The organism is Micromonospora xinjiangensis, assembly GCF_056150165.1.
In genome coordinates this window covers 61,928-84,857 of sequence record NZ_JAXCFO010000002.1, presented here as the reverse complement: position 1 = coordinate 84,857, position 22,930 = coordinate 61,928, and the positions used below count along the sequence as shown (strand labels likewise).

General features: G+C 73.0%; 21 protein-coding genes and 1 tRNA gene. 11 read left to right on the top strand and 11 right to left on the bottom strand.

Annotated elements, in window-relative coordinates; genetic code table 11:
* Positions 1-78 precede the first annotated feature (78 nt).
* The 3 genes from SM573_RS07185 to SM573_RS07175 are packed head-to-tail and all read right to left on the bottom strand — an operon-like array spanning position 79 to position 1,218.
* On the bottom strand, positions 79-540 hold the full coding sequence (locus tag SM573_RS07185; RefSeq protein WP_474611414.1) for a RidA family protein: 462 nt from the start codon (positions 538-540) through the stop codon (positions 79-81).
* The gene (locus SM573_RS07180) at positions 537-692 is read right to left on the bottom strand and encodes a DUF4177 domain-containing protein (protein ID WP_174242689.1); all 156 of its coding nucleotides are present in this window, start codon (positions 690-692) and stop codon (positions 537-539) included. Before SM573_RS07180 ends, SM573_RS07185 begins: the two co-directional genes overlap by 4 nt.
* Before the next feature lie 43 nt (positions 693-735).
* Positions 736-1,218: a hypothetical protein gene (locus SM573_RS07175; RefSeq protein ID WP_474611415.1), complete on the bottom strand. Its 483-nt coding sequence runs from the start codon at positions 1,216-1,218 to the stop codon at positions 736-738.
* 523 nt (positions 1,219-1,741) lie between these two features.
* On the opposite strand from SM573_RS07175, the gene SM573_RS07170 reads away from it, so the two are divergent.
* From SM573_RS07170 to bagB, 3 genes are read left to right on the top strand one after another with little or no spacing between them, the layout of a single operon-like run.
* On the top strand, positions 1,742-2,368 hold the full coding sequence (locus tag SM573_RS07170) for an Rv0361 family membrane protein (protein ID WP_474611508.1): 627 nt from the start codon (positions 1,742-1,744) through the stop codon (positions 2,366-2,368).
* Positions 2,369-2,394: 26 nt separating this feature from the next.
* The gene (gene bagA, locus SM573_RS07165; protein ID WP_474611416.1) at positions 2,395-3,372 is read left to right on the top strand and encodes an ATPase BagA; all 978 of its coding nucleotides are present in this window, start codon (positions 2,395-2,397) and stop codon (positions 3,370-3,372) included.
* Positions 3,373-3,426: 54 nt separating this feature from the next.
* Entirely contained in the window at positions 3,427-4,578 is a 1,152-nt protein-coding gene (bagB, locus tag SM573_RS07160; RefSeq protein WP_474611417.1) for an ATPase BagB, read from the top strand.
* Here bagB and SM573_RS07155 read toward each other — a convergent pair.
* Positions 4,565-4,882: a WhiB family transcriptional regulator gene (locus tag SM573_RS07155; RefSeq protein WP_474611418.1), complete on the bottom strand. Its 318-nt coding sequence runs from the start codon at positions 4,880-4,882 to the stop codon at positions 4,565-4,567. The two genes, bagB and SM573_RS07155, sit on opposite strands and share 14 nt — an antisense overlap.
* A 405-nt stretch (positions 4,883-5,287) precedes the next feature.
* Here SM573_RS07155 and SM573_RS07150 point away from each other — a divergent pair, with 405 nt between their 5' ends.
* A complete protein-coding gene (locus SM573_RS07150; protein WP_474611419.1) occupies positions 5,288-7,735 on the top strand; it encodes a penicillin-binding protein in 2,448 nt (815 codons plus the stop codon).
* 175 nt (positions 7,736-7,910) lie between these two features.
* Here the strand turns inward: SM573_RS07150 and SM573_RS07145 are convergent, their stop codons facing one another.
* Positions 7,911-8,366 (bottom strand): GatB/YqeY domain-containing protein, encoded by a 456-nt coding sequence (locus SM573_RS07145; protein ID WP_474611420.1) that lies wholly within the window; start codon positions 8,364-8,366, stop codon positions 7,911-7,913.
* 25 nt (positions 8,367-8,391) lie between these two features.
* Here SM573_RS07145 and SM573_RS07140 point away from each other — a divergent pair, with 25 nt between their 5' ends.
* From SM573_RS07140 to SM573_RS07130, 3 genes are all read left to right on the top strand, one after another.
* Positions 8,392-9,285 (top strand): metallophosphoesterase, encoded by an 894-nt coding sequence (locus SM573_RS07140; RefSeq protein WP_474615772.1) that lies wholly within the window; start codon positions 8,392-8,394, stop codon positions 9,283-9,285.
* A 266-nt stretch (positions 9,286-9,551) separates the two neighbouring features.
* Positions 9,552-9,628 (top strand) — tRNA-Pro (locus SM573_RS07135).
* A gap of 189 nt (positions 9,629-9,817) precedes the next feature.
* Positions 9,818-10,240, top strand: coding sequence for a glutaredoxin family protein (locus SM573_RS07130; protein ID WP_474611422.1), 423 nt, complete (start codon positions 9,818-9,820; stop codon positions 10,238-10,240).
* Positions 10,241-10,288: 48 nt separating this feature from the next.
* Here the strand turns inward: SM573_RS07130 and SM573_RS07125 are convergent, their stop codons facing one another.
* A complete protein-coding gene (locus SM573_RS07125) occupies positions 10,289-11,494 on the bottom strand; it encodes a low temperature requirement protein A (RefSeq protein ID WP_474615771.1) in 1,206 nt (401 codons plus the stop codon).
* A gap of 76 nt (positions 11,495-11,570) precedes the next feature.
* Positions 11,571-12,044: a hypothetical protein gene (locus SM573_RS07120; protein WP_474615770.1), complete on the bottom strand. Its 474-nt coding sequence runs from the start codon at positions 12,042-12,044 to the stop codon at positions 11,571-11,573.
* A 129-nt stretch (positions 12,045-12,173) separates the two neighbouring features.
* On the opposite strand from SM573_RS07120, the gene SM573_RS07115 reads away from it, so the two are divergent.
* Positions 12,174-13,463, top strand: coding sequence for an MFS transporter (locus tag SM573_RS07115; RefSeq protein ID WP_474611425.1), 1,290 nt, complete (start codon positions 12,174-12,176; stop codon positions 13,461-13,463).
* 208 nt (positions 13,464-13,671) lie between these two features.
* On the opposite strand, the gene SM573_RS07110 is transcribed toward SM573_RS07115, so the two are convergent.
* Both SM573_RS07110 and SM573_RS07105 read right to left on the bottom strand, forming a co-directional pair.
* Positions 13,672-15,372 (bottom strand): bifunctional metallophosphatase/5'-nucleotidase, encoded by a 1,701-nt coding sequence (locus SM573_RS07110; RefSeq protein WP_474615769.1) that lies wholly within the window; start codon positions 15,370-15,372, stop codon positions 13,672-13,674.
* A gap of 301 nt (positions 15,373-15,673) precedes the next feature.
* Positions 15,674-16,453, bottom strand: a complete 780-nt coding sequence (locus tag SM573_RS07105) for a phosphodiesterase (protein WP_474615768.1) — start codon at positions 16,451-16,453, stop codon at positions 15,674-15,676.
* A 215-nt stretch (positions 16,454-16,668) separates the two neighbouring features.
* Here SM573_RS07105 and SM573_RS07100 point away from each other — a divergent pair, with 215 nt between their 5' ends.
* Positions 16,669-18,093, top strand: coding sequence for a diguanylate cyclase (locus tag SM573_RS07100; RefSeq protein ID WP_474615767.1), 1,425 nt, complete (start codon positions 16,669-16,671; stop codon positions 18,091-18,093).
* A gap of 298 nt (positions 18,094-18,391) precedes the next feature.
* Here the strand turns inward: SM573_RS07100 and SM573_RS07095 are convergent, their stop codons facing one another.
* Complete coding sequence (locus SM573_RS07095; protein ID WP_474615766.1) at positions 18,392-19,450, bottom strand: aspartate-semialdehyde dehydrogenase; 1,059 nt, start codon at positions 19,448-19,450, stop codon at positions 18,392-18,394.
* Between the two features lie 5 nt (positions 19,451-19,455).
* A complete protein-coding gene (locus SM573_RS07090; protein ID WP_474611430.1) occupies positions 19,456-20,721 on the bottom strand; it encodes an aspartate kinase in 1,266 nt (421 codons plus the stop codon).
* A gap of 392 nt (positions 20,722-21,113) precedes the next feature.
* On the opposite strand from SM573_RS07090, the gene SM573_RS07085 reads away from it, so the two are divergent.
* Entirely contained in the window at positions 21,114-21,941 is an 828-nt protein-coding gene (locus SM573_RS07085) for a hypothetical protein (protein WP_474615765.1), read from the top strand.
* Between the two features lie 84 nt (positions 21,942-22,025).
* Positions 22,026-22,688, top strand: a complete 663-nt coding sequence (locus SM573_RS07080; RefSeq protein WP_474615764.1) for a nitroreductase family protein — start codon at positions 22,026-22,028, stop codon at positions 22,686-22,688.
* The last annotated feature ends 242 nt before the right edge of the window (positions 22,689-22,930 follow it).

Below are 22,930 nucleotides of genomic sequence, written 5' to 3'. Positions count from 1 at the left end.
CCCTCCCGGGTTTGTGCCCGTTCACGACTTTTCGTCGCCGAGCGAGCGGGACCCGGGGGGCGAGCGGGGCCGGTCGGGTCAGCTGACCTCGACGATGACCTCGACCTCGACGGGGGCGTCCAGCGGCAGCTCGGCTACCCCGACGGCGCTGCGCGCGTGCCGGCCGGCCTCGCCGAAGACGGCGCCGAACAGGTCGGAGGCCCCGTTGATCACGGCCGGCTGGCCCGTGAAGCCGGGGGCGGACGCGACGAAGCCGGTCAGCTTGACGACCTTCACCACGTTCTCCAGGCCGACCAGCGAGTCGATCGCGGCCAGCGCGTTGAGCGCGCAGCGCTGGGCGAGATCCTTGGCCTGATCGGCGGAGACGCCGGCACCCACCTTCCCGGTGGCGAGCAGTTTCCCCTCCGCCATCGGCAGCTGGCCGGAGACGTAGACGTGCTTTCCGGACTGCACCGCCGGCACGTAGCTGGCCACCGGCGGCACCACCTCGGGCAGCGCGTGGCCGAGCTCGGCGAGCTTCGCGTGCGGACCGTTGCTCATGCCTTCGGCCGCTTCAGGTAGGCGACGAGCTGGTCCGGATTCGGACCGGGCACCACGGCGACGAGTTCCCACCCGTCCTCGCCCCAGTTGTCGAGGATCTGCTTGGTCGCGTGGACCAGCAGCGGGACCGTGGCGTACTCCCACTTCTGCATCGGTGCAGGGCTCCCTCAAGACGCGGATCGTTCGAGGGACAGCCTACGGGCCGGCGGAAGGCCGGGGTGCGGGACGCTGCTCGGGCGCGGCGGGCAGCTCCCCGCAGGGTCCGCTGTGCTCGTACCGCTGGGGGCAGCGGGACCGGTCGGGAAGCAGGAGGTCGCAGAAGACCCGGTGCCGGTTGTTCTGGTCGTCGGCGTTGGAGACGGTGGTCTCGCCCGCGTCCAGCTCCGGCAGGAAGCCCAGGGAGACCGCGATCCGGCTGGCGAGGGCGGTGGCCGCGGCCAGGTCCGGCACCCGGATCGGCAGGTGGATGACGAATCCGGGCTCCTCGTCCTCCCGGCGCTGCTCGGTGCGGCGGCCCAGCGTCCGCACCGACTCGACCGCGTCGGGGGTCCGCCGGTACGGCCGCTCGTTGAGCGGCAGGCCGCCGACCGGCCCCTCGGCCGCACCGGCGGAGTCGGCGCGGCGCGACCGATCGTTCGCCGGGAACTGGGCTCGAGGGGTGTTGTCCGCGTCGCGCATGCACTGCCTCCGGGCGTCGTACCTGGTCAAGTCGCTGCTGTGCCGGTCCGGACGCGCGCCCGACCGGGTTCCCCCGCGCCGGCACGACCGTAGGTCGGCCACCGGAGTCCCGCCAACAGGACGCGCGCGCCCTCCGCACTCCTAGTCACATATGCGACAGATGCCGCGTACGCCTCGGCGCCTGGTCGCGCTCCCAGTCCCGCCCCCGCCAGCGGCGACACCAGGGACGGGATCGACCGCTACCCTTCCCGTCGGACGGCACGCGCTGCGGCCGCCCGCTCGACTTCACGCTCGACGCCGGGTGGCGGCGAGCGCCGCACCCCCGGGGGAAGAGATGACCCAGCCACCCAACGGTGACCCGACCGGCTCTCCGGACGTGCCGCCGGCCCAGCCCGGCACCGGGGTGCCACCCGCGCCGGCCGCCCCCGGGCACCCGGCGGCCCCCGGGGGAGCCGGCCACTTCGCCCCCGGCACGCCGGCTCCGCCGCCGCCGACCGGGCAGGTGCCGCCCGGGCCGGCGCCGCTGCCCGGGCAGCCGGCCGCTCCCGCGGGTCCGCCGCCGTACCCCCCGGCACCCACCGGGCCGGCGCCCTCGGCCCCGGGCCACCCGCCGTACCCCCCGGCGTCCACCGGTCCGGCCACCTCGGCCCCGGGCCACCCGCCGTACCCGCCCGCCGGTCCGGCGGGTCCGGCGGCAGCGCAGCCCAGGAAGAAGCGCGGCGCGCTGATCGCCGCGCTCGCGCTCGTGGTGGTCCTGGTGCTCTGCGTCGGTGGCGGCGTCACCGCGTTCCTGACCCTGCGCAACGTGGAGACCGGCGAGGGGGCGAAGGAGCCGGCGGTGGCGGTCGACCAGTTCCTCACCGCCGTCTACAAGGAGCGGGACGCCACGAAGGCGGCGACCCTCGTCTGCGCCTCGGCCCGCGACGAGGAGAAGATCGCCGCAAAGGTGGCGGAGGTGGAGAAGTACGCCTCCGCCTACCAGAACCCTCGGTTCCGGTGGACCACCCCGAAGGTGGACAACCAGACCGGCGACCGGGCCACCGTCTCGACCAAGGTGACCATGACCACCGCCGACGAGAAGGTCGCCGACCAGGAGCTGCGCTTCACCGTGGTGCAGAAGACGGGTTGGTGGGTCTGCGAGGTCGCCTGACGGGCTCGGCTGGATAGGCTCGACGGGTGCGAGCAGCTGAACGGCCGGCCGACCCGGCCAGTACCGGGTGGCCGGCCCGCCTGCACGTGGTGACCGGCAAGGGCGGCACCGGCAAGACGAGCGTGGCGGCCGCGCTGGCCCTCGCGCTGGCCAGCGGCGGCCGGCGCACCCTGCTGGTGGAGGTCGAGGGGCGGCAGGGCATCGCCCAGCTCTTCGGCGCCGACCCGTTCCCGTACGAGGAGCGGCACCTCACCGACGCGCCCGGCGGCGGCGAGGTGCGGGCCCTCGCGGTGGACGCCGAGGCGGCGCTGCTCGAGTACCTGGACATGTTCTACCGGCTCGGGGCGGCGGGCCGGGCGCTGCGCAAGTTCGGCGCGATCGACTTCGCCACCACCATCGCCCCGGGGCTGCGCGACGTGCTGCTCACCGGGAAGGTGAAGGAGGCCACCACCCGCACGGTCGACCAGCGGCGGGTGTACGACGCGGTGGTGCTGGACGCGCCACCGACAGGACGGATCGGCCGTTTCCTGAACGTGACGGCGGAGACCGCCCGCCTCGCCAAGGTCGGCCCGATCAAGACGCAGAGCGAGGGCGTCTCCGCGCTGCTTCGTTCACCGATGACCGCGGTGCACGTGGTCACGCTGCTCGAGGAGATGCCGGTCCAGGAGACGGTGGACGCGATCGGCGAGCTGACCTCCTTCGGCTTCCCGGTGGGCCGGATCATCGTCAACGGCACCCGGCCCGCGCTGCCCGCCGGGCGTACGGTCACCCCCGCCGAACTGCGGCGCGGGCTGCTCGCCGCGGGGTTGCCGGCCGACCGGGACACGGTCGGCGGTCTCCAGGGCGAGGCGAACGACCAGGTCGTCCGCCGCGAGCTGGAGGATTCCCTCCGCACCGACCTGATCGAGCTGGGGCTGCCGTTGACCGAGTTGCCGCTGCTGCCCGACGGGGTGGACCGGGCCGGCCTGGAGACCCTGGCCGCGGCCCTGCTGCGGGCCGATTGACTCACACCTGCGGTCGGCACGGGCGCGCGGACCCTGCCGGCCCGATACGCTCGATTGGTGCCTTCCGAAGACGTGGCGCCCCAGCTGGACGTCGACCAGATCCTCGCTGATCCCGGCGTCCGGATCGTGGTGTGCTGCGGCGCCGGCGGGGTGGGCAAGACGACCACGGCCGCCGCGCTGGCACTGCGCGCCGCCGAGCGGCACGGCCGGCGCACGGTGGTGCTGACCATCGACCCGGCCCGCCGGTTGGCCCAGTCGCTCGGCCTCACCGAGCTGGACAACACCCCGCGCCAGGTGAAGGGGATCGACGTCGAGGGCAGCGGCGGTGAGCTGCACGCCATGATGCTCGACATGAAGCGGACCTTCGACGACGTGGTGCTCCAGCACACCGATCCGACGAAGGCGGCGGAGATCTTCGCCAACCCCTTCTACCAGGCGATGAGCTCGACCTTCGCCGGCACGCAGGAGTACATGGCGATGGAGAAGCTGGGCCAGCTGCACGCCCGGGGCGAGTGGGACCTGATCGTGGTCGACACGCCGCCGTCCCGCTCGGCGCTGGACTTCCTCGACGCGCCGGCCCGGCTCTCCCGGTTCCTCGACGGGCGGATGCTGCGCATGCTGCTCGCCCCGGCGCGCAGCGGCGGTCGCAGCATGTTCAGCCTGGTCACCGCGTCGTTCGGGATGTTCTCGAAGGTCGTGCAGAAGGTGCTCGGCGCCCAGCTGCTGACCGACCTCTCCGGCTTCGTCGCCGCGCTCGACTCGATGTTCGGCGGCTTCCGCCAGCGGGCCGAGCAGACGTACCGCATCCTCCAGGCTCGGGAGACGGCGTTCCTGCTGGTCGCGGCGCCGGAGTCGGACGCGGTCCGGGAGGCCGCCTACTTCGCGGGCCGGCTGCGCGAGGAGCGGATGCCGCTGGCCGGCCTGGTCCTCAACCGGGTGCACCGGCCGGCGGTCCCGGATCTGGACGCGGCGACGAGCCGGGCCGCCGCGGACCGGCTGGCCGAGCTGGGTGGGCACGAGGCCACCGTCGACGTGCTGCGCGCGCACGCCGCGTTGGCCCGTCAGGCGGCGCGCGAGCAGCAGGTGGCCGCGCGGTTCACCGAGGCGTTCCCCGAGGTACCGACGGTGTCGGTGACGGCGCAGCCCGCCGACGTCCACGACGTCGACGGGCTGCGGACGATCGGCGCGGCGATCAGCCGGTCGTGACCAGGGTCTTGTCCTTGCCGGCCTTCTCCTTGGCACTCTTCTTCATGGCCGCCTCGAACATCTTGCGCCAGCTCGTCACCTGCGGATGACGGCGCAGCAGCGCCCGCCGCTCGCGTTCGGTCATGCCACCCCACACACCGAACTCGATCCGGTTGTCGAGCGCGTCAGCCAGGCACTCGTACCGAACTGGGCAGCTCCGGCAGATCCGCTTCGCCACGTTCTGTTCGGCGCCCTGTACGAACAGCGCGTCCGGGTCCCCGTTCTGACACGCCGCCAGCGACGGCCAGTCAGCAATCATGCCCATGCGTACACGTCCCCCCTTGCAGTACCTACCGACCTCGTTACGCGTCAGCCGGCAATCCCCCCGATCGCCCGCCCGGCCTTCCCCAAGGCGGCACGGACGACATGTGGCGCTGTCGCCGTCCACCATCATGCTCTGTAGTCACCCGATTACGCAACGTTGTCGGCCAAATCCATCATTCCGGACACTCCCGGCTCACCGGGCAGTTGACCGCCGCTTACCCCGCCCCAGTACGTGAAAACGCTGCGGAGCCCCTTCCACAGGGAGGAAACTCTTCGCCAGGTCCCACGCAACCACGCACCAGGGGTCGTGCGTTTAGCACAACGAGGTCGGCGCGCGCAGGAAATGGGTAAAGAACGCCCCAGCGCCCCTCGTTCCCTACTCGCGTACCCTGTCGAGGTGACCTGGATGCGGAAACGTGACCACAATGTGCTGACCAACGCCGCATCGCTGCTCATATGTGGCCTCTTGGCCGGCGTGGTGGTCGCAGCGGCGGCCTTCCCCGCGGTGGCGATGTCCGGACTGGCCGCCAAGGCCGGAGCCGAGACCTTCGGCGCACTGCCCAGTGAGCTGACGGTGTCCCGCGCACCGCAGATCACCTATCTGATGGCCAGCGACGGCAAGACCCCGCTCGCCACCATGTACGACGAGAACCGTAAGGACGTCAAGCTCGCCGACGTCTCGCCGCACATGCAGAAGGCCATCATCGCGGCGGAGGACCACGACTTCTACAAGCACAACGGCGTCGACCTCAACGGTGTGGCCCGGGCGTTCGTCAACAACCAGTCCGGCGCGAACTCCCAGCAGGGCGCGTCCACACTGACCATGCAGTACGTGCGGCTGGCCATCGCGTACTCGGCCACCCACCCGGCCGACGTGGTCGCCGCGACCGAGGACACCAGCGCCCGCAAGCTGCGCGAGATGCGCTACGCCCTCCAGATCGACAAGGAGCTCTCCAAGGACGAGATCCTGGAGCGCTACCTCAACATCGCCTCCTTCGGCAACGGGGCGTACGGCGTCTACGCCGCCAGCCAGGTCTACTTCAACAAGAAGCCGAAGGACCTCACCGTCGCGGAGGCGGCGCTGCTCGCCGGCATGGTGAAGGCGCCCACCACGAACGACCCGACCACCAAGAGCGGCTTCCCGCTCGCCCTGGAACGGCGCAACTACGTCATCCAGAACATGGTCGAGATCGGCGCGATCACGCAGCAGGAGGCGGACGCGGCCAAGGCCACCAAGCTGGAGGTCAAGGGCAAGCGCGCGCCGAACGGCTGCGTCTCCGCGAAGAAGGAGTGGGGCTTCTTCTGCGACTACTTCTACCGCTGGTGGCTGCAGCAGGAGACGTTCGGCTCCACCACGTACGACCGGGAGCGGCAGCTCAAGAGCGGCGGCTACACCATCATCACGACCCTCGAGCCGCAGGTGCAGAACGGCGCCGACAAGGCCGTCCGCAAGGCGAAGAAGGTCACCGACAAGGAAGCCGCGATGGTGGCCGTGGTCGAGCCGGGCACCGGCCGGGTGCGGGCCCTCTCGGTCAACCGGAACTTCAAGCTCGACGACAAGGACCACCCGACCAACAAGCCGCACAGCGAGCCGAAGCAGCGCCAGAAGGGCAAGCGCGGCAACTACCCGAACACGGTGATCCCGCTGCTCACCGGCGGTGACGGCATCGTGGGCTACCAGGCCGGCTCGACCTTCAAGATCTTCACGATCGTGGCGGCCCTGGAGAAGGGCATCCCCCTCAGCTACACGATGAACGCGCCGCAGCAGTTCAAGTCGGAGTACATCGTCGAGTACGGCAGCCCCGCCGCCTGCCCGGGCACCAACAAGTACTGCCCGACCAACTCCGGCAAGAAGGCCGGCGGCGTGCAGAACATGTGGAGCGCCTTCAGCGCCTCGATCAACACCTACTTCGTGCCGCTGCAGCAGCAGGTCGGCGCGGAGAAGGTCGTCGACGCGGCCAAGCGCCTCGGCATCCAGTTCCGGGTCAGCAAGGAAGCCGAGTGGGCCAACAACAAGGACTACGCCCACGACTGGGGCTCCTTCACCCTCGGTGTCTCGGCGACCACGCCGCTGGACCTGGCCAACGCGTACGCCACCCTGGCCGCCGACGGCAAGTACTGCGAGCCGATCCCGGTGCAGGAGATCCGTGACCCGGAAGGCAAGAAGCTCGACATCGCCAACCCCCGCTGCGAGAAGCGGGTCAGCACCGAGGTCGCCCGGGCCGCCGTGGACGCGGCGCGCTGCCCGGTCGGCGACAACTCCCCCACCAGCAAGTGCGGCAGCAGCCGCACGGCTCCGCGGGTGAAGCAGGAGGTCAACGCGCCCGTCGCCGGCAAGTCCGGCACCACCGACTCGGAGAAGACGGCCTCGCTGGTCGCGATGACCAAGCAGTACGCGGTCGCCGGCATCATGGCCGACCCGGACTGGCCGCAGACCAACGTCAAGATGAAGCACAACGAGGCCGGCGGTATCAACCAGCCGGTGTGGGACACCCTGCGCGACGCCATGAAGGGCAAGCCCCGGATCAACTTCGAGCCGCCCGGCAAGAAGATCTCCGACGGTGACCAGCGCAGCATCCCGGACGTCAAGTGCCAGTCGGTCGACACCGCGCGGTCCCGCATCAAGGGCGCCGGCTTCGACGTGGTCGTCTCCGACGACAAGGTCGCCTCCAGCTGCCCGGCGGGCACGGTCGCCGGCACCAGCCCCAGCGGCCGGACCATCAAGGGCGGCGTGGTGACCATCCAGGTCAGCAGCGGTGGCGGTGGCCAGCCGGACGGCGGCCCCACCCCGGGCACGACCGGCAACCAACCCGACCGCCCCGGCAACCGCCCCGGCAACCGTCCCGGCGGCTAGCCCCCGGGAGGCCCGGCCGCACCGCCGGCCGGGCCCCGGACCGCCAGCGTGAACGCGACGGGCGGGCACCCCGAGGAGGGGTGCCCGCCCGTTTCGTGTGCCGGCGGAAAAGAGGTCGCGCGCAGGGTTCGCGCAGCGGTGCGGACCCGAGCCGTGGCTCGCCGTCGCGGCGGGGTCAGAGGCCGAGCTGCCGGCGTACCTCCGCGGCCACCCGGCCCCCCTCGGCCCGGCCGGCCACCGCGGCCTGGGCCGCCTTCATGGCCGGGCCCATCTGCGCCCTGCCGGTGAAGCCACCCGCGGCGAGCGCCTCCGAGACCAGCTCCGCGAGCTCGGCGTCGGAGAGCTGGCTGGGCAGGTAGCGCTCCAGCACCTCCCCCTCCGCGGTCTCCTTGGCGGCCTGCTCGGCGCGGCCGGCGTCGGCGAACGCGGTCGCCGCCTCACGGCGCTTCTTCGCCTCCTTGGTCAGCACCGCGAGCACCTCGTCGTCGGTGAGCTCGCGCTTGGCCTTGCCGGCGACCTCCGCGTTGCCCACGGCGGCCAGGGCCATCCGCAGGGTGGACGTGGTCAGCTCGTCACGCGCCTTCAGGGCGTTGCGCATGTCGGTGGTCAGGCGGTCCTTCAGCGTGCTCATGGACGGTCAAACTACCCTGATCCGCATGCGAAAGCGCACAGTATTCCGGCTCGCGGCCACCACCGCGACGGTAGGCGCGGCCACTCTGGCGTACGCGTCGCTCATCGAGCGCAACCTGTTCACCCTTCGCCGGTACGACGTGCCGGTGCTGCCGACCGACGCGGAGCCGCTGCGCGTGCTGCACCTGTCGGACCTGCACATGATGCCCGACCAGGCACGCAAGCAACGCTGGGTGGCGTCGCTGGCGGCACTCGACCCCGACCTGGTCGTGGTGACCGGGGACAACATGGCGCACCCGGACGCTGTCCCGGGCGTGCTGCGCGCCCTCCAGCCGCTGCTCGACCTGCCGGGCGCCTTCGTCTTCGGCTCCAACGACTACACCGGCCCGGTCTGGAAGAACCCGTTCACCTACTTCCTGCCCGACCGGGAGTACGTCGAGGGCGTCGAGCTGCCGTACGAGGAGCTGCGCGACGTCTTCACCGGCGCCGGGTGGGTCGACCTGAACAACAGCCGCACCACGCTCAAGGCCGGCGGGCGGGTGATCGACCTGGTCGGCGTGGACGACCCGCACGTGGAGCGGGACGACTACACCTCCGTCGCCGGCCCGGTCGCCGCGTCGGCCGACCTGTCGATCGCGCTGGCCCACTCCCCCGAGCCGCGCGTGCTCGACCAGATGGCCGCGGACGGCTTCAGCCTGCTGCTCGCCGGGCACACCCACGGTGGTCAGGTCTGCGTGCCGGGATTCGGGGCGCTCGTCACCAACTGCGGACTGCCCCGGTCGATGGCGCGCGGGCTGCACCGGTGGCCCGGCTCCGACTCCTGGCTGCACGTCTCCGCCGGCCTCGGCACCCACCCCACGGCGCCGGTACGGTTCGCCTGCCCGCCGGAGGCGAGCGTCCTCACCCTCATCTCCCGCTGACCACCGCGTCCGCCGCCGTCCGCCGGCCGGCGGGCGTCGGCCGGCGGGCGTCGGGCGTCGGGCGTCGGGCGTCGGGCGTCGGCGCAACTTCCCGGATGTAGGGGCCTCCGCAGCGCTTCGAGGCGACAACTTCCGAAAAGTGGTGCCCTCCCCGCCGGGGCCCCGCCCAGAGAGGGTGGCCGGCGACGGTTCTCGGCGGTCCCGCGCCCCCGGGGGTACCGAGTTTGACCGCCGGGGCGGGTGGGCTACTATTTGTCGGCACGCCTCGGGGTGTGGCGCAGTTTGGTAGCGCGCTTCGTTCGGGACGAAGAGGTCGTCGGTTCAAATCCGGCCACCCCGACCAGAGGTAACAGCAGGTCAAGGCCCCTCCGCAGAGGGGCCTTGATTCGTTTCCGGGCCCCAGCGGGACGCGAGCGCCCCGCCGTCCGCGTCGCGGGTGCGTCGCCCGGTCCCTGCCCGCCCCGCAGAAGCGGGGGTGCGCCGCACCGGTCGGGCGTACGGGACCGCCGGGTCGGGACTAGCATCCGGCGGCATGCTGCGCAATTGGGGTCCGTCGGTGCTGCTGCTGGTGTGCGGGGTGCTCGTCGCCGTGAGGGAGCGGCCGTCCTGGGCCGGCGTCGTCTGGTTCGTGGCGCTCACGGTGTTGGCGCTCCTGCTCTCGCCGCTGGTCTTCCCCCGATCCGTTCCGGCGGCACGGGCCCAGGAGGGTAGCGCCGCCGACGGGCGCCCGATCGTCTACTGGCGGCCCGGCTGCCCCTACTGCCTGCGGCTGCGCCTCCGGCTCGGCCCCGCCGCCCGCCGCGCGTACTGGGTCAACATCTGGGCCGACCCGGCCGGAGCGGCGGCGGTCCGCGCCGTCACCGGCGGCGACGAGACCGTACCGACGGTGGTGGCGAACGACGAGCAGGTCGTGAACCCGAGCCCGGACTGGCTCCTGCGCCGCCTGCGACGCTAGCCGCCCGCGGGACGACCGTCCCCCGGAGGCCGCACCGGCCGCGCTGGCCTAGCCCGCCGGGTTCCCGGCGAGGCGGCGCCGCAGCGCCCGCGTCCGGCGTCGCTCCACCGCGGACTGCACCAGCAGCACGATCACCAGTAGCGCCAGGGCGGCGAGGGCGGGCAGCAGCCGCGCCGGCACGACGAGCAGCAGGAGCACGCCGGCTCCGAGCAGCGGCGCCACCGTCTCCCGACGCACCGCGAGGCGCAGGCACAGCGCCCGGCCGACGAGGAACAGCGCCGCCCCGGCGTAGAGCGCGACGACGGCGGCGCCGCCCAACTCCCGTTCGTGAGCGCCGACCTCGTGGTGCATGAGCGTGCCGAGCACCTGCTCGATGCCCAGCGCGACGTACATGATCCCGGCGATCACCGGGAAGTGGGCGAGGGTGTAGACGTCGCTCGCGATGGTCCCGCGACGGGCGGCCGGAGCCGCCGCCAGGACCTGCTCGATCACGGGCGCGAGTGCCGCGAAGTAGAGCCGCCACAGGAGGACCGCGGCCACGAAGCCGAGCAGGGCCGCCAACAGCACCCACCAGCTGGTCAGCGCGGCTCCGGCGCCGAGGCCGATCGAGATCAGGGACTCGCCGATCGCGATGATCACCACGAGGCGGTGCCGCTCGGTGAAGTGGCTGACGCTGCGCAGCTGCCACGGACTGTAGGCGGCGGCCACCCGGCCACCGCCCGCGTCGACCAGGAAGGCCACCGCCCAGAGCACCGTCTGGACGGTGCCGCCGGCCAGCGCGCCGACGACGAACGGGACCCAGCCCAGCAGCAGCGTGACGGCGTTGAGCCGGAGCGTCCGGGTGAGCTGCCGGCTGCGCGACACGTAGAGGTGGAGCGCGATGTGCAGTGCGCGCACCGCCAGGTAGCAGACGGCGAGGACCAGCGGGGCCGGCACCGGGCTGTGCGCGCTCCACGCACCCGGGATCGCCAGCGCCGCCACGAAGATCGCCGCCATGGCGGCCAGGGTGCCGATGCGGATCAGCCCGACGTCGGCGCGTACCTCGTTGCCCAGCCAGGCGTACGACGACCAGGAGAACCACAGGAGCAGGAACAGCAGCAGCCCCCGGGCCATCGTGACGGCCGACGGCGAGTGCGACATGAACTCGACGATCCGGGTGAGCGCGAAGACGAAGACGAGGTCGAAGAAGATCTCGAACGTCGTCGTCCGATGCGTCTCCGTGGTCCTCTCGTACCGGCTGCGGGAGATGCGCACCCCGTCATCCTCGTGGCCGCCTCCGCGCGCCGGGGCCGGTTCGGCGAACCACTCCGACGGCCCGGTGCGCCCGCGCTCAGTCCTGCCGCTCGGCGCGCTCGATCTCGGCGAACGCGGCGGCCAGGTAGCCGTCGAGCGGCCGCCCGGTGGTCGCGAGCAGGTCGGTGACGAGCAGCGGGGCGTGCCGCGCGACCGCCGCCGGGTCCGGTGGCGACTCGTCGCCGTCCGGGTCGTACACGCCGAGCGCGCCGGCGAGCAGCACCAGCAGCACGTGCGGGTCGGCGTCCGGACGCCACTGCGCGGCGTCGCGAACGCAACGCTCCAGCACCTGACGCACGTCGTCGCTGTCCAGGCCGTCCGGGTGGCTCTGCTCCAGCAGCAGGCGGACCACCGCGCCGAGGACCAGGCCGGACCGGTCGGCCGCCGCGAGCCGGACCACCGATTCGTCGTACGCCTGCGCGTCCCGTCGCCCGGCGGCGCCCACCGCCTCGACGGCGCTCGTCGCGATCTCCCGGGCGGGTGCGGGCAGTCGATGCCAGGTGGTGGTCACCGGGCCAGCATGGCAGAACGGGCCAACACACCCGGCCGGGGTGGCGTGCGTCACGGTCAGCCGTCCGGCCCCGCGTGGCGGCCGCTAATCAGGTCGCCGAGCGTCACACCCGCCGAAGAGAATGCCGGCATGTTACGTCGCGCCCTCCCCCGCCGGCCGGAAGCCCGCCGGATCCTCGTCGGCACCCTGCTCTCGGCGATCGGGCGCGGTCTCACCCTGCCGTTCCTCTTCATCTACCTGACCGACGTGCGGGGGCTCACCGACACCCGCGCCGGCCTGGTGATCGGTTGGTACGGGGCGGTCACCCTCGCGCTGTCCCCGCTGGGCGGCACCCTGATCGACCGGTTCGGTGCCCGCCGGGTGGTGCTCCCCTGCCTGGTGATCGAGGCGGTGGGCACCGGTTCGCTCGGCCTGGTCCACTCGACCGGCTCGGCGTTCCTGGTGATGACGCTCGTCGCCATCGGCAGCTCGGCCATCTGGTCCGGGCAGAACACGATCCTCGCCTCGCTCACCGAGGACGGCGAGCGTCAGCGCGTCTTCGGGCTCAACTTCGCGCTGCTCAACCTCGGCATCGGCATCGGCGGCCTGACCTCGGGCGCGATCATCGACGTCGACCGGCCGGTGACCTTCCAGATGATCTACGTGCTGGACGCGGTGAGCTACCTGATGCCGGCCCTGATCCTGCTGTCCCTGCCCGGCGTCGGCCGCCGGGTCGTCACGGGCACGACCGGCGAGCGGCCGTCCGGCGGCGGCTACTTCACGGTGCTGCGCGACCGCCCGTTCCGGCGGCTGGTGATCTTCGGCCTGGTCCTCACCACCTGCGGCTACGCGCAGATCGAGGTGGGCTTCGCCGCGTTCGCGGTCCGCGTCGCCGAGGTGAGCCCCCGGGTGGTGGCCTGGGCGCTCACCGCCAACACCGTGATGATCGTGCTCGCCCAGTTGGTGGTGATCCGGCGACTGGAGGGTCGCAGCCGCACCGCCGCGCTCGCCGCCGTGGGCGCGGTCTTCGCCGCCGCCTGGCTGGTCCTCGGCGCCGCCGGCCTGGTCGGCCCGTCCAACGCGATCGTCGCCGCGCTCGGTGTGGTGGCGTGCTCCGCGATCTTCGGCTTCGGCGAGACGATGCTCTCCCCGATGATGCCGGCCCTGACCAACGCGCTCGCCACCGACGAGCTGCGGGGCCGCTACAACGCGATGAGCTCCATGATCTTCGGGGTCAGTGGGGTGATCGGCCCGGTGACCGCCGGTCCGCTGATGGCGGCGGCCGACGGGAAGATCTGGGTGGCGACCGTCGTCGGCGGCTGCCTCGTCGCCTCGCTGGTGGCGCTCTCGCTGCGCCGCCTGCTCACCCCGCTCCAGGACGGACGCGTACGGGCCACCGCGGTCACCCCCGAGCCCGCCCCCGCTCCCGCGCCCGCCTGACCGCGCGCGTCGGCATCGCGGAGATCGCGCGCGTTCGGGGAAGTAGTGGCCTCGTCGCGCTCCCGATGCCACTACTTCCCCGGTCGAGCGCGATCTTCCCGTCTCCGACCGACCCCCGACCCGGCCGGACAGGGATCGGGCCCCGGAGCGGTTGCTCCGGGGCCCGATCGTCTCGCAGCTACGGGCGAGCCAGCGTCAGCGGCTGCCGTCAGGCGGCCTCGGCCGTGGTGCGGATCCGGTCGAGCGCCGGGGCGGAGACCGGCGACTCGGCGGTCAGGTACGCCACGAAGGCGTCCAGGTCGATCTGCCCGGTGACCAGGTTGGTGCCCGCGGTGAGGGTGCTGAAGCCGTCACCGCCGCCGGCGAGGAAGTTGTTCACCGTCACCCGGTAGGTGGCGGCCGGGTCGACCGCCGCGCCGCCCAGGGTCAGGCTGCCCCGGACCACCCGGGTGCCGGCGCACGGGTCGGCGGCCGTGCCCGTGGTGCCGTTCGGGTCGACGACGTACCGCACGGTCGACGACGGGTAGAGGACACGGTTGACGATGAACTGCTGCTCCAGCACGCAGTAGAGCTGCGCGCCGGTGAGGTCGAGCGTCACCAGGTTGTTGGCGAACGGCTGGACCGTGAACGCCTCCTCGTAGGTGACCGGGCCGGCATCCAGGTCGGCCCGGACACCGCCCGGGTTCATGAACGCGGCGACGGCGTTCTGCTCGTCGTCGGTGGCGGCGAGCTGCGCGTCCGCGATCAGGTTGCCGAGGGCCGACTCGCCCGTGGTAGTACCGAAGAGGGTCTCCTGGCCGCGGGTGATCGCCTCGGCGGTCTCGCCGACCTGCCGGTCGGCCACCGGGCCGAGCACGGTGTTGTAGCGGTCGATCAGGGCCGTCTGCGCCGGATCCTTGGCGACGTCACGGGTGACCACGACGTTCTCGGCCTGCGCGCTGAGCACGTCTCCGCTGCGCCGGTCGATCTTCAGGTCGATGTCGGTCACGAGGCGGCCGAACGAGCTGGCGCTGGTGACCAGCTTGCCGTTGATCTCGCAGTTGTACGCCTGGTGGGTGTGCCCGCTGACCACGACGTCGATCGACGGGTCCATCCGGTCGGCGATGTCCACGATCGGGCCGGTCATGCCGACACAGTCGTTGATGCCGCCGCTCGCGGCCTGGGTGCCACCCTCGTGCAGCAGGACGACGATCGTCTCGACGCCCTTGCGGCGCAGCTCGCGGGCGTACCGGTTGGCGGTCTCCGCCTCGTCGGCGAAGCTCAGGCCGGCGACGCCCTGCTGGCTGACGATCTGCGGGGTGCCCTCCAGGGTCATCCCGATGAAGCCGACCTTGACGCCCTGGACCTTGTGGATGGCGTACGGGGGCAGCAGCGGCCGGCCGGTCGCGGTCTTGAACGCGTTGGCCGACAGGTACTGGAAGCCTGCGCCCTGGTAGGGGGTGCCGTCGGCGCAGCCGTCGACCGGGTGGCAGCCGCCGTTCTGAATCCGCAGCAGCTCGGCGGCGCCCTCGTCGAACTCGTGGTTGCCGACGCTGGCGTAGTCGAGCCCGGCCATCGACAACGCCTCGATCGTCGGCTCGTCGTGGAACGCGGCGGAGAGCAGCGGGGAGGCGCCGATGAGGTCACCGGCGGCGACCGTGATGGTGTTCTTCCTCTTGGCCGCCGCGCGCAGCTCCGCGAGGTGTGTGGCCAGGTACTCGACGCCGCCCGCGGCCTGCCCCGCGATGATGCCGCTGGAGCCGCTCGGCGGTTCGAGGTTGCCGTGGAAGTCGTTGAGCGCGAGCAGGGTGACGTCGACGGGCTTCGGGCCCGCCTCCGCCTGGTCGGGGGTGCTGGTGACCGCGCCGAACGCGGCCACCGCGAGCGCGGTCAGGCCGACGGCGGCCCGACGCATCCCGGGGATGGGCATGGGACTCCTCATGAGACTCGGCGGATGCGGCGCCCGGAGCGTGTGTCCGCCGGGCGCCGACCGGCACCGTCGGATGGATCGGTGCCCGGTTGGCAGCGGTCGGGGTGGCTGCCCCGTCGGGGACAGCCTCTCATCAACGGGTCGGTCGGTCGACCGGGGCAGCACATCACACCTGCGAATACGTTGATGAACCGGCAGCCGACGACCGGACCGGCCGGACGTGGCGGTCCGGTTACGAACGGGCGTGGCCGGGCCGCCGGAGCCCGGCCGTACCAGCGAGGCCCGGCCCCTCCGGCGCGTCTCAGTACCCGCAGGTCTGCCCCGCGGCGTGGCTGACCTGCACGGTGTGCGTGACGCAACCGCCGTCCTGGACGAGGTGCAGCAGGAACGCCGTCGGCTCGGTGACCCAGCCCGTCTGCTCGTCGGCGCTCATGGTGAGGGACGCCTGTCGCCACGTGCTGGGGGCGGTGGTGAGGACGGTCCCGGCGAACGCCGCGGTGACGGGCCGGTGCAGGTGGCCGGCCCCGACCCGGACCACGTGCCGGTGCCGGCCGATCACCTCGGCGAGCCCGTCGGCGTCCGCGAGCCCGATCGGGTCGGCGGCCGGAAGCCCCACGGCCAGCGGCGGGTGGTGCAGGAAGACCAGTGCGGGCGCGTCGGGCCGCCCGGTCAGGACGCCGTCCAGCCAGCTCAGCTGCTCCTCGCCGAGCCGCCCGCCACTGCTGCCGGGCACGAGGGAGTCGAGGATGACGACGGTCGCCGCCGCGTGGTCGACGTGGTAGTACGCCGAGAAGCCTCCACCCAGCCACGGCGTACCGCCGAAGGTGTCGAGGAGGGACTCGCGGTCGTCGTGGTTGCCGGTGGCGAGGTGCACCGGCAGCGGGAAGCGGCCGATCACCTCGCGCAGCGCGAGGTACTCGTCGGGGCGACCGTGATCCACCAGGTCTCCGCTGATCACCACGCAGTCGGGGCGGGGCCGCAACGCGAGCACCCGGCCGAGCGCCTGGTGCAGCCCCACGGCGGGTTCGGCGGCCAGCAGGCCGGTGGTCAGATGCGGATCGCTGAGCTGGGCGATGAGCATGCACGCCTCCTCGCAGGCGGGGACTTCACGCTATCGTCGCCGCCGCCCGCCCGTGGCCCCACCGAAATCCACCGCCGCATCCACAGGCCGTGGATAGCACATGTGTACGAAACCGCTGCGCGATCTTGATCGCGACGGCGCCGCTCACTCCATGAGTACGCTTGATCGCAGGTTCGGCACCGGCCGGCCCCACCCCTACCTGGAACGACGAGCGAGTGGATCACCAGCGGATCATCCGTGACGTCACGGCCGCCCTCCCCGCGGCCTCGACCGCCCTCGAAGCCTGCCAGCGGACCGTCGTCGCGCTCGCCGCGCACACGCCGGCCACCATCTCCGTGCTGCTCCAGGTCCACGACCGGCTGCGCTGCGTCGCGGCCACCGGCGCGTGGCAGGTCTTCGCGACCGTGCCACCGAAGACCGGCATCGTCGGCCGGGTGTACGCCTCCGGCGAGGCCGCTCTCGTGCCGGACGTCGGCGCCGACCCCGACTACCTGCCGGTGCGACCGGACGTGACCGCCGAGGTCTGCGTACCCGTGATGGACCCGGCCGGGCGGACGATCGGCGTACTCGACCTGCAGTGGAGCGCGCCGGTCGATCTCGCCCCCTGGCGGGCCACCGCCGAGCGACTGGCGACCCGCCTCGGCGCCCGGATCGTGGCGCTCGGCGGTCCGCCGGCCGAGAGCCGCAGCGAGAAGCTGCTCCGGCACGCCGCCGCGCTCTCCACGGCACCGGGCGAGAGCGATCTCCTCGCCACGGCGATCTGCGCGGCCCGTGACGTCTCCGCCCTCTCCGCGGCGGTGCTGGTGCTCACCGGTCGGGACGGGCCCCGGCTCGGCACACCGCCCCGCTCCCCCGGTGAGCTGGAGCGCCGGATCCGGGCCGAGCTGACCGAGGCGGGGCCGGCGGCACTCGGTCGCATCGTGGCTCGGGTCCACCGGTACGGCGCCGGCTACACCCTGGGTGAGGTCGGCCAGCCGCCGACGGAGGAGTACGCGCCCCTGGCCCGTGCGGGCGTACGCACCCTGGTGGCGGTGCCGTTCGGCCCGCCCGACGGCGGCGGCGTGCTGCTCGTCGCCGACGAACGGCTGCTCCGCCCCGATCCGACCACCGTCAGCCTCATGGAGCTGCTCGCCGGGCAGGCGTGGAACGGCCTGGACCGGCTGCGTACGCTGCACCGGCTGCGCGAGCAGGCCAGCTCCGATCCGCTCACCGGGCTGCGGCACACCGGCCCGTTCGGCAAGCGGATCGCAGCCGCCACGCCGGGTCGTACGGCGCTGCTGGCGATCGACGTGGACGGCTTCAAGACCGTCAACGACACGTACGGCCACCAGGCCGGCGACCGGCTGCTGATCGGTCTCGCCCGGGCACTGGAGGGGGCGCTGCGGCAGGGCGACGAGCTGTACCGGATCGGCGGCGACGAGTTCGTGGCGGTGATCGAGGTGAACCGCCCGGAGGAGGCCGTCAAGATCGCTGAACGACTGACCGAGGCGGCGCGGCACACCGGCCGCACCATCAGCGTGGGCGTCGCGGTCGCCGGCCCCGGCGAGTCCTCCGAAGTGACCCTCCGCCGCGCCGACCAGGCCCTGTACGCGGTGAAGCGCCAGGGCCGCGACGGAGTCCGCCTGGCCCCCGCCCCCTAGCCCCGCCCGTCCCCCACACCCCGCCCTTCCACGCCCACCCTCTCCACCCGTGCCCTTCCACGCCCACCCTCCCAGCGCCCGCCCCCGCCCCTTCCTGCCCGCCCGCGTCCCCGGCCCCTCTCCGGCGATCATGCAGTTGTGGCACCTCACAAAAGGGACGGTCCGCAAGCAAACAGGAACCACAACTGCATGATCGACAGCAGTGGGCGAGGGTGCGCGGGTGAGTGTGCGCGGGGGCGCGGGGGCGCGCGGGCGCGGGGGCGCGGCACGCGGGGGTGCGGAGCGAGGGGGTGCGGGGTTAGGGGGTTAGCTCGGTGGCTAGGAGTTCGGCTATCTGGGCGGTGTTCAGGGCGGCGCCCTTGCGGAGGTTGTCGCCCGTGATGAACAGGTCCAGGGCGCGGGGGTCGTCGAGGGCACGGCGGATCCGGCCGACCCAGGACGGGTCGGTGCCGACCGCGTCGATGGGCATCGGGAACTCACCGGCGGCGGGGTCGTCGACCAGGATCACCCCGGGCGCGTTGCGCAGCACCTCGCGGGCACCCTCGGCGTCCACCTCCGTGGCGAACACCGCGTGCACCGCCACCGAGTGGCCGGTCACGACGGGCACCCGTACGCAGGTGGCGGAGACCTTCAGGTCGGGCAGGCCGAGGATCTTCCGCGACTCGTTGCGGACCTTCATCTCCTCGGACGACCACCCGCCGTCGGCCGCCGAGCCCGCCCAGGGCACCACGTTCAGGGCCAGCGGGGCGGGGAACGGGCCGAGTTCGTCGCCCACCGCCTGGCGTACGTCGCCCGGCCGGGAGCCGAGCACCCGATCCCCGGCGATCTTGCCGAGCTGGGCGTGCAGGGCGTCGACACCGGCCTGACCAGCGCCGGAGACGGCCTGGTAGGAGGCGAGCACCAGCTCGCGGAGGCCGTACTCGCGGTGCAGCGGGGCAACCGCGACGATCATCGCGAGGGTGGTGCAGTTGGCGTTGGCGATGATGCCCTTCGGCCGGTTGCGCACCTGCTCGGGGTTGATCTCGGGCACCACCAGCGGCACGTCGCGGTCCATCCGGAAGGCGCCGGAGTTGTCCACGACGACGGCGCCGCGGCTGACGGCGACGGGTGCCCACCGGGCGGAGACCTCGTCGGGTACGTCGAACATCGCGACGTCGACCCCGTCGAACGCGTCCGGGGTGACCGCCTGGACGGTCAGCTCCTCGCCCCGGCAGCGGATCCGGCGCCCCACGGAGCGCTCGGAGGCGAGCAGCCGGATCTCGCCCCAGACGTTGCGCCGCCCGGTGAGCAGCTCGCACATGACGGTGCCGACGGCACCGGTCGCGCCGACCACGGCGAGGGTGGGCATGCCGCCCATCGGCGTTACCGCCCGGTGCCCGCGTAGACGACGGCCTCGGTGTCGCCGCCGAGCTCGAAGGCGTCGTGGATCGCGCGGACCGCGGCGTCGAGGTCGGTGTCCCGGCAGACCACGGAGACCCGGATCTCCGAGGTCGAGATCATCTCGATGTTGACGCCGGCGGCGCCGAGAGCGGCGAAGAAGCCGGCCGCCACGCCGGGGTGCGACCGCATCCCGGCGCCGATGAGCGAGACCTTGCCCACGTGGTCGTCGTAGAGCAGGCCCTTGAACTTGACCGACTCCTGGATCTTGCTGAGGGCGGCCATCGCGGTCGGGCCGTCGGTCTTGGGCAGGGTGAAGGAGATGTCTGTACGCCCGGTGCCCTCGGTGGAGACGTTCTGCACGATCATGTCGATGTTGATCTCGGCGCCGGCCACGGTGTCGAAGATCCGCGCGGCCGCGCCCGGCTCGTCGGGCACGCCGACGATCGTGATCTTGGCTTCGCTGCGGTCGTGAGCGACCCCGGTGATCAGTGCTTGCTCCACGGGAAGGTCCTCCATCGATCCGGTGACCATCGTGCCGGTGTTGGTCGAGTATGACGAACGGACGTGGATCGGCAACCCCGCCCGCCGCGCGTACTCCACGCTGCGCAGGTGGAGCACCTTGGCGCCGCAGGCGGCCAGCTCCAGCATCTCCTCGTAGGTGATCTGCCTGATGTGCCGGGCGTTCGGCACGATCCGAGGGTCGGCGCTGAACACGCCGTCCACGTCGGTGTAGATCTCGCAGACGTCGGCGTGCAGCGCCGCGGCCAGCGCGACGGCCGTCGTGTCCGAGCCACCCCGCCCGAGCGTGGTGACGTCCTTCGTGTCCTGCGAGACGCCCTGGAACCCCGCGACGATCACGACCGCGCCCTCGTCGAGGGCGCCCTTGAGGCGCCCGGGGGTGACGTCGATGATCCGCGCCCTGCCGTGCACCGAGGTGGTGATCACCCCGGCCTGGGAACCGGTGAAGGAGCGGGCCTCGTAGCCCAGGTTGTGGATGGCCATGGCGAGCAGCGCCATGGAGATCCGCTCCCCGGCGGTGAGCAGCATGTCGAGCTCGCGGCCCGGCGGCAGCGGACTGACCTGGTTGGCGAGGTCGAGCAGTTCGTCGGTGGTGTCCCCCATCGCGGAGACCACCACCACGACGTCGTCACCGGCCTTGCGGGCGGCGACAATCCGCTCGGCGACCCGCTTGATCCGCTCGGCGTTGGCGACGGAGGACCCGCCGTACTTCTGCACCACGAGTGCCACGACGGCGCACTCCCCTCCCGTGTGACCCTGAGCGTGCCGACGCCGCCGGCACGGGGCCGGCGGCGCGTGTCAGACCTCCTCAGGGTATCGGGCCGGCCCGTCCGCCGGGTCAGGTGATCCCACCATCCGGCCCCGCCGGACCCGCCCGCACGCCACCCGGCGCCGGCACCAGGGTCGATGCCGGGCCCGCACGGCACGCCAGACCAGCCCCACCTCAGGCCCGCACGGCACGCCAGACCGGCCCCACCCGGGGCGCGCACGACACGCCAGACCGGCCCCACTCCGGGCGCGCACGAACCGCGGGACCGATCCGACCCGGGCCGGCGCGACACGCCGGACGGGGCCGGCCGGGGCGGCCACCGCCGAGGGCCGGTGCGCCGGAGAATGACCCCGTGTCCGCCCTCTTCCGACCGAGCCGACGCACGACCGGCCCGACCACTGCCCTCCGCCGCCGGCTGACCGGCCCGCTCGCGCTCGCCACCCTGGCCCTGCCCCTGCTGGTCGCCGCCTGCACCGCGGATCCGCCGCCGTCGCCCCCGCCGGTCGACGCCGAACCGGTCCCGGTGGACGCCGCCCGGGACGAGCTGGCCGCCCTGGCCGCCGCGGCGCAGGACCGGCACCTGACCGCCCGCTACACGTTCAGCCGCGACGGCGAGGCGGACCGCAGCATCGTCGTCACCAGCGCCGACGACGGCACGTGGCGGGTCGACGTGCCGGGTGGCGCGCTCGGCGGGACGGCCGACGTCTCGCTGACGGCCACCGCGGAGGGCCTCTTCCAGTGCGCGTTGCCGTCGGCCGCCCGGCCCGATCCGCCGAGCTGCGTACGTCTCGGCGACCCCGACGACACCCTTCCGCGCCGGCTGGATCCCCGGGTGCAGCATCCCTTCACCGACTGGCTGGACGTGCTCACCGACCGGCGTGCGCCGCTGTCGGTGTCCCCGGCGCAGACGCCGTCCGGCGTCGCCGGCACCTGCTACTCGGTCGACACCACCTCGGCCTCGCTGAACGCCCCGCTCGACGTGGGCATCTACTGCTACGAGAAGGACGGCACCCCGACCGCGATCCGGACGGCGCACGGCACGCTCACGCTCGCCGGTCCGCCCGGCCCGGCTCCGGCCACCGTCCAGTTGGCCGGGCCCGTGGTCGACGGTGAGCCGCTCGGCACGGCCTCCCCACCGCCGCCTGAGCCGTCGGGCAGCGCCACCGCCGGAACGCAGTGATCTTCAGACCGTTACGGGTGCCCTTGCCCACATTTCGCCAGCCCGATCGGGCGGGCGAATCGGCCATACGGGACGCTTCGTCCCATGGCCGACCTCACCCCGCTGCTCGCCTTCCGCTGGAGCCCCCGCGCGTTCGACCCGGACACGGTGTTGCGCCCGGACGAGGCCGCCTCGCTGCTGGAGGCGGCCCGCTGGGCGCCCTCGGTGGACAACCGCCAGCCCTGGCGATTCGCGCTCGGCCACCGGGACGACGAGACCTGGAAGCGGATTCTGGTCAACCTCCCGGAGGCGGACCAGCGGTGGGCCCGGCGCGCCGCCGCGCTGCTGCTCGCCGCGCACGTGACGACGGCACCCCCCGACGGCGACAGGTCACCCGACGCCCGCACGTCACCCGACGCCGGCATGCCCGGCGACGGCGGCACCCCGCCGGGCCGGCCCGGCAGCCAGCCGTCGGCGGGACCGGCACCTGACCACCCGCCGGTCGCGCCGCAGGCGGCGTACGACCTGGGCCAGGCGGTCGCCCACCTCACCGTGCAGGCGACGGCGCTCGGGCTGCACGTACGCCAGGTGCACGACCTGGACCGCCCCGGCCTGGCCGCGGACCTCGACCTGCCCGGGCACGTCCGGCCCGCCGTGGTGCTGGCCGTCGGCCAGCTCGGCGATCCCCGCAGCCTCCCGCCGGATCTGCTGCCCGCCGAAACGGCCCTGCGCCGTCGGCGCCCGCTCAGTGACCTCCTGCTGCTCTGAGCTGCGAAAACGCTGCCCGACCTGCGACTCTCGTCTCAAACTCCGGACGACCTTCCCAGATTCGTCGGGCAGGACGTAGGGTGACTCTGTCATGTGGCAGGCCCTTCTCCTTGGTCGCCGCGACGAGGCCTGACGGCCGGCACCTCGTCGCGGAGTTGAAGCGCGCCGCCCAGCAGATCCGACTTCCGCCCGTTCACCCGGGCTCGGCACCGCCGCCGAATCGCGCCACCGGCACCGTCGCC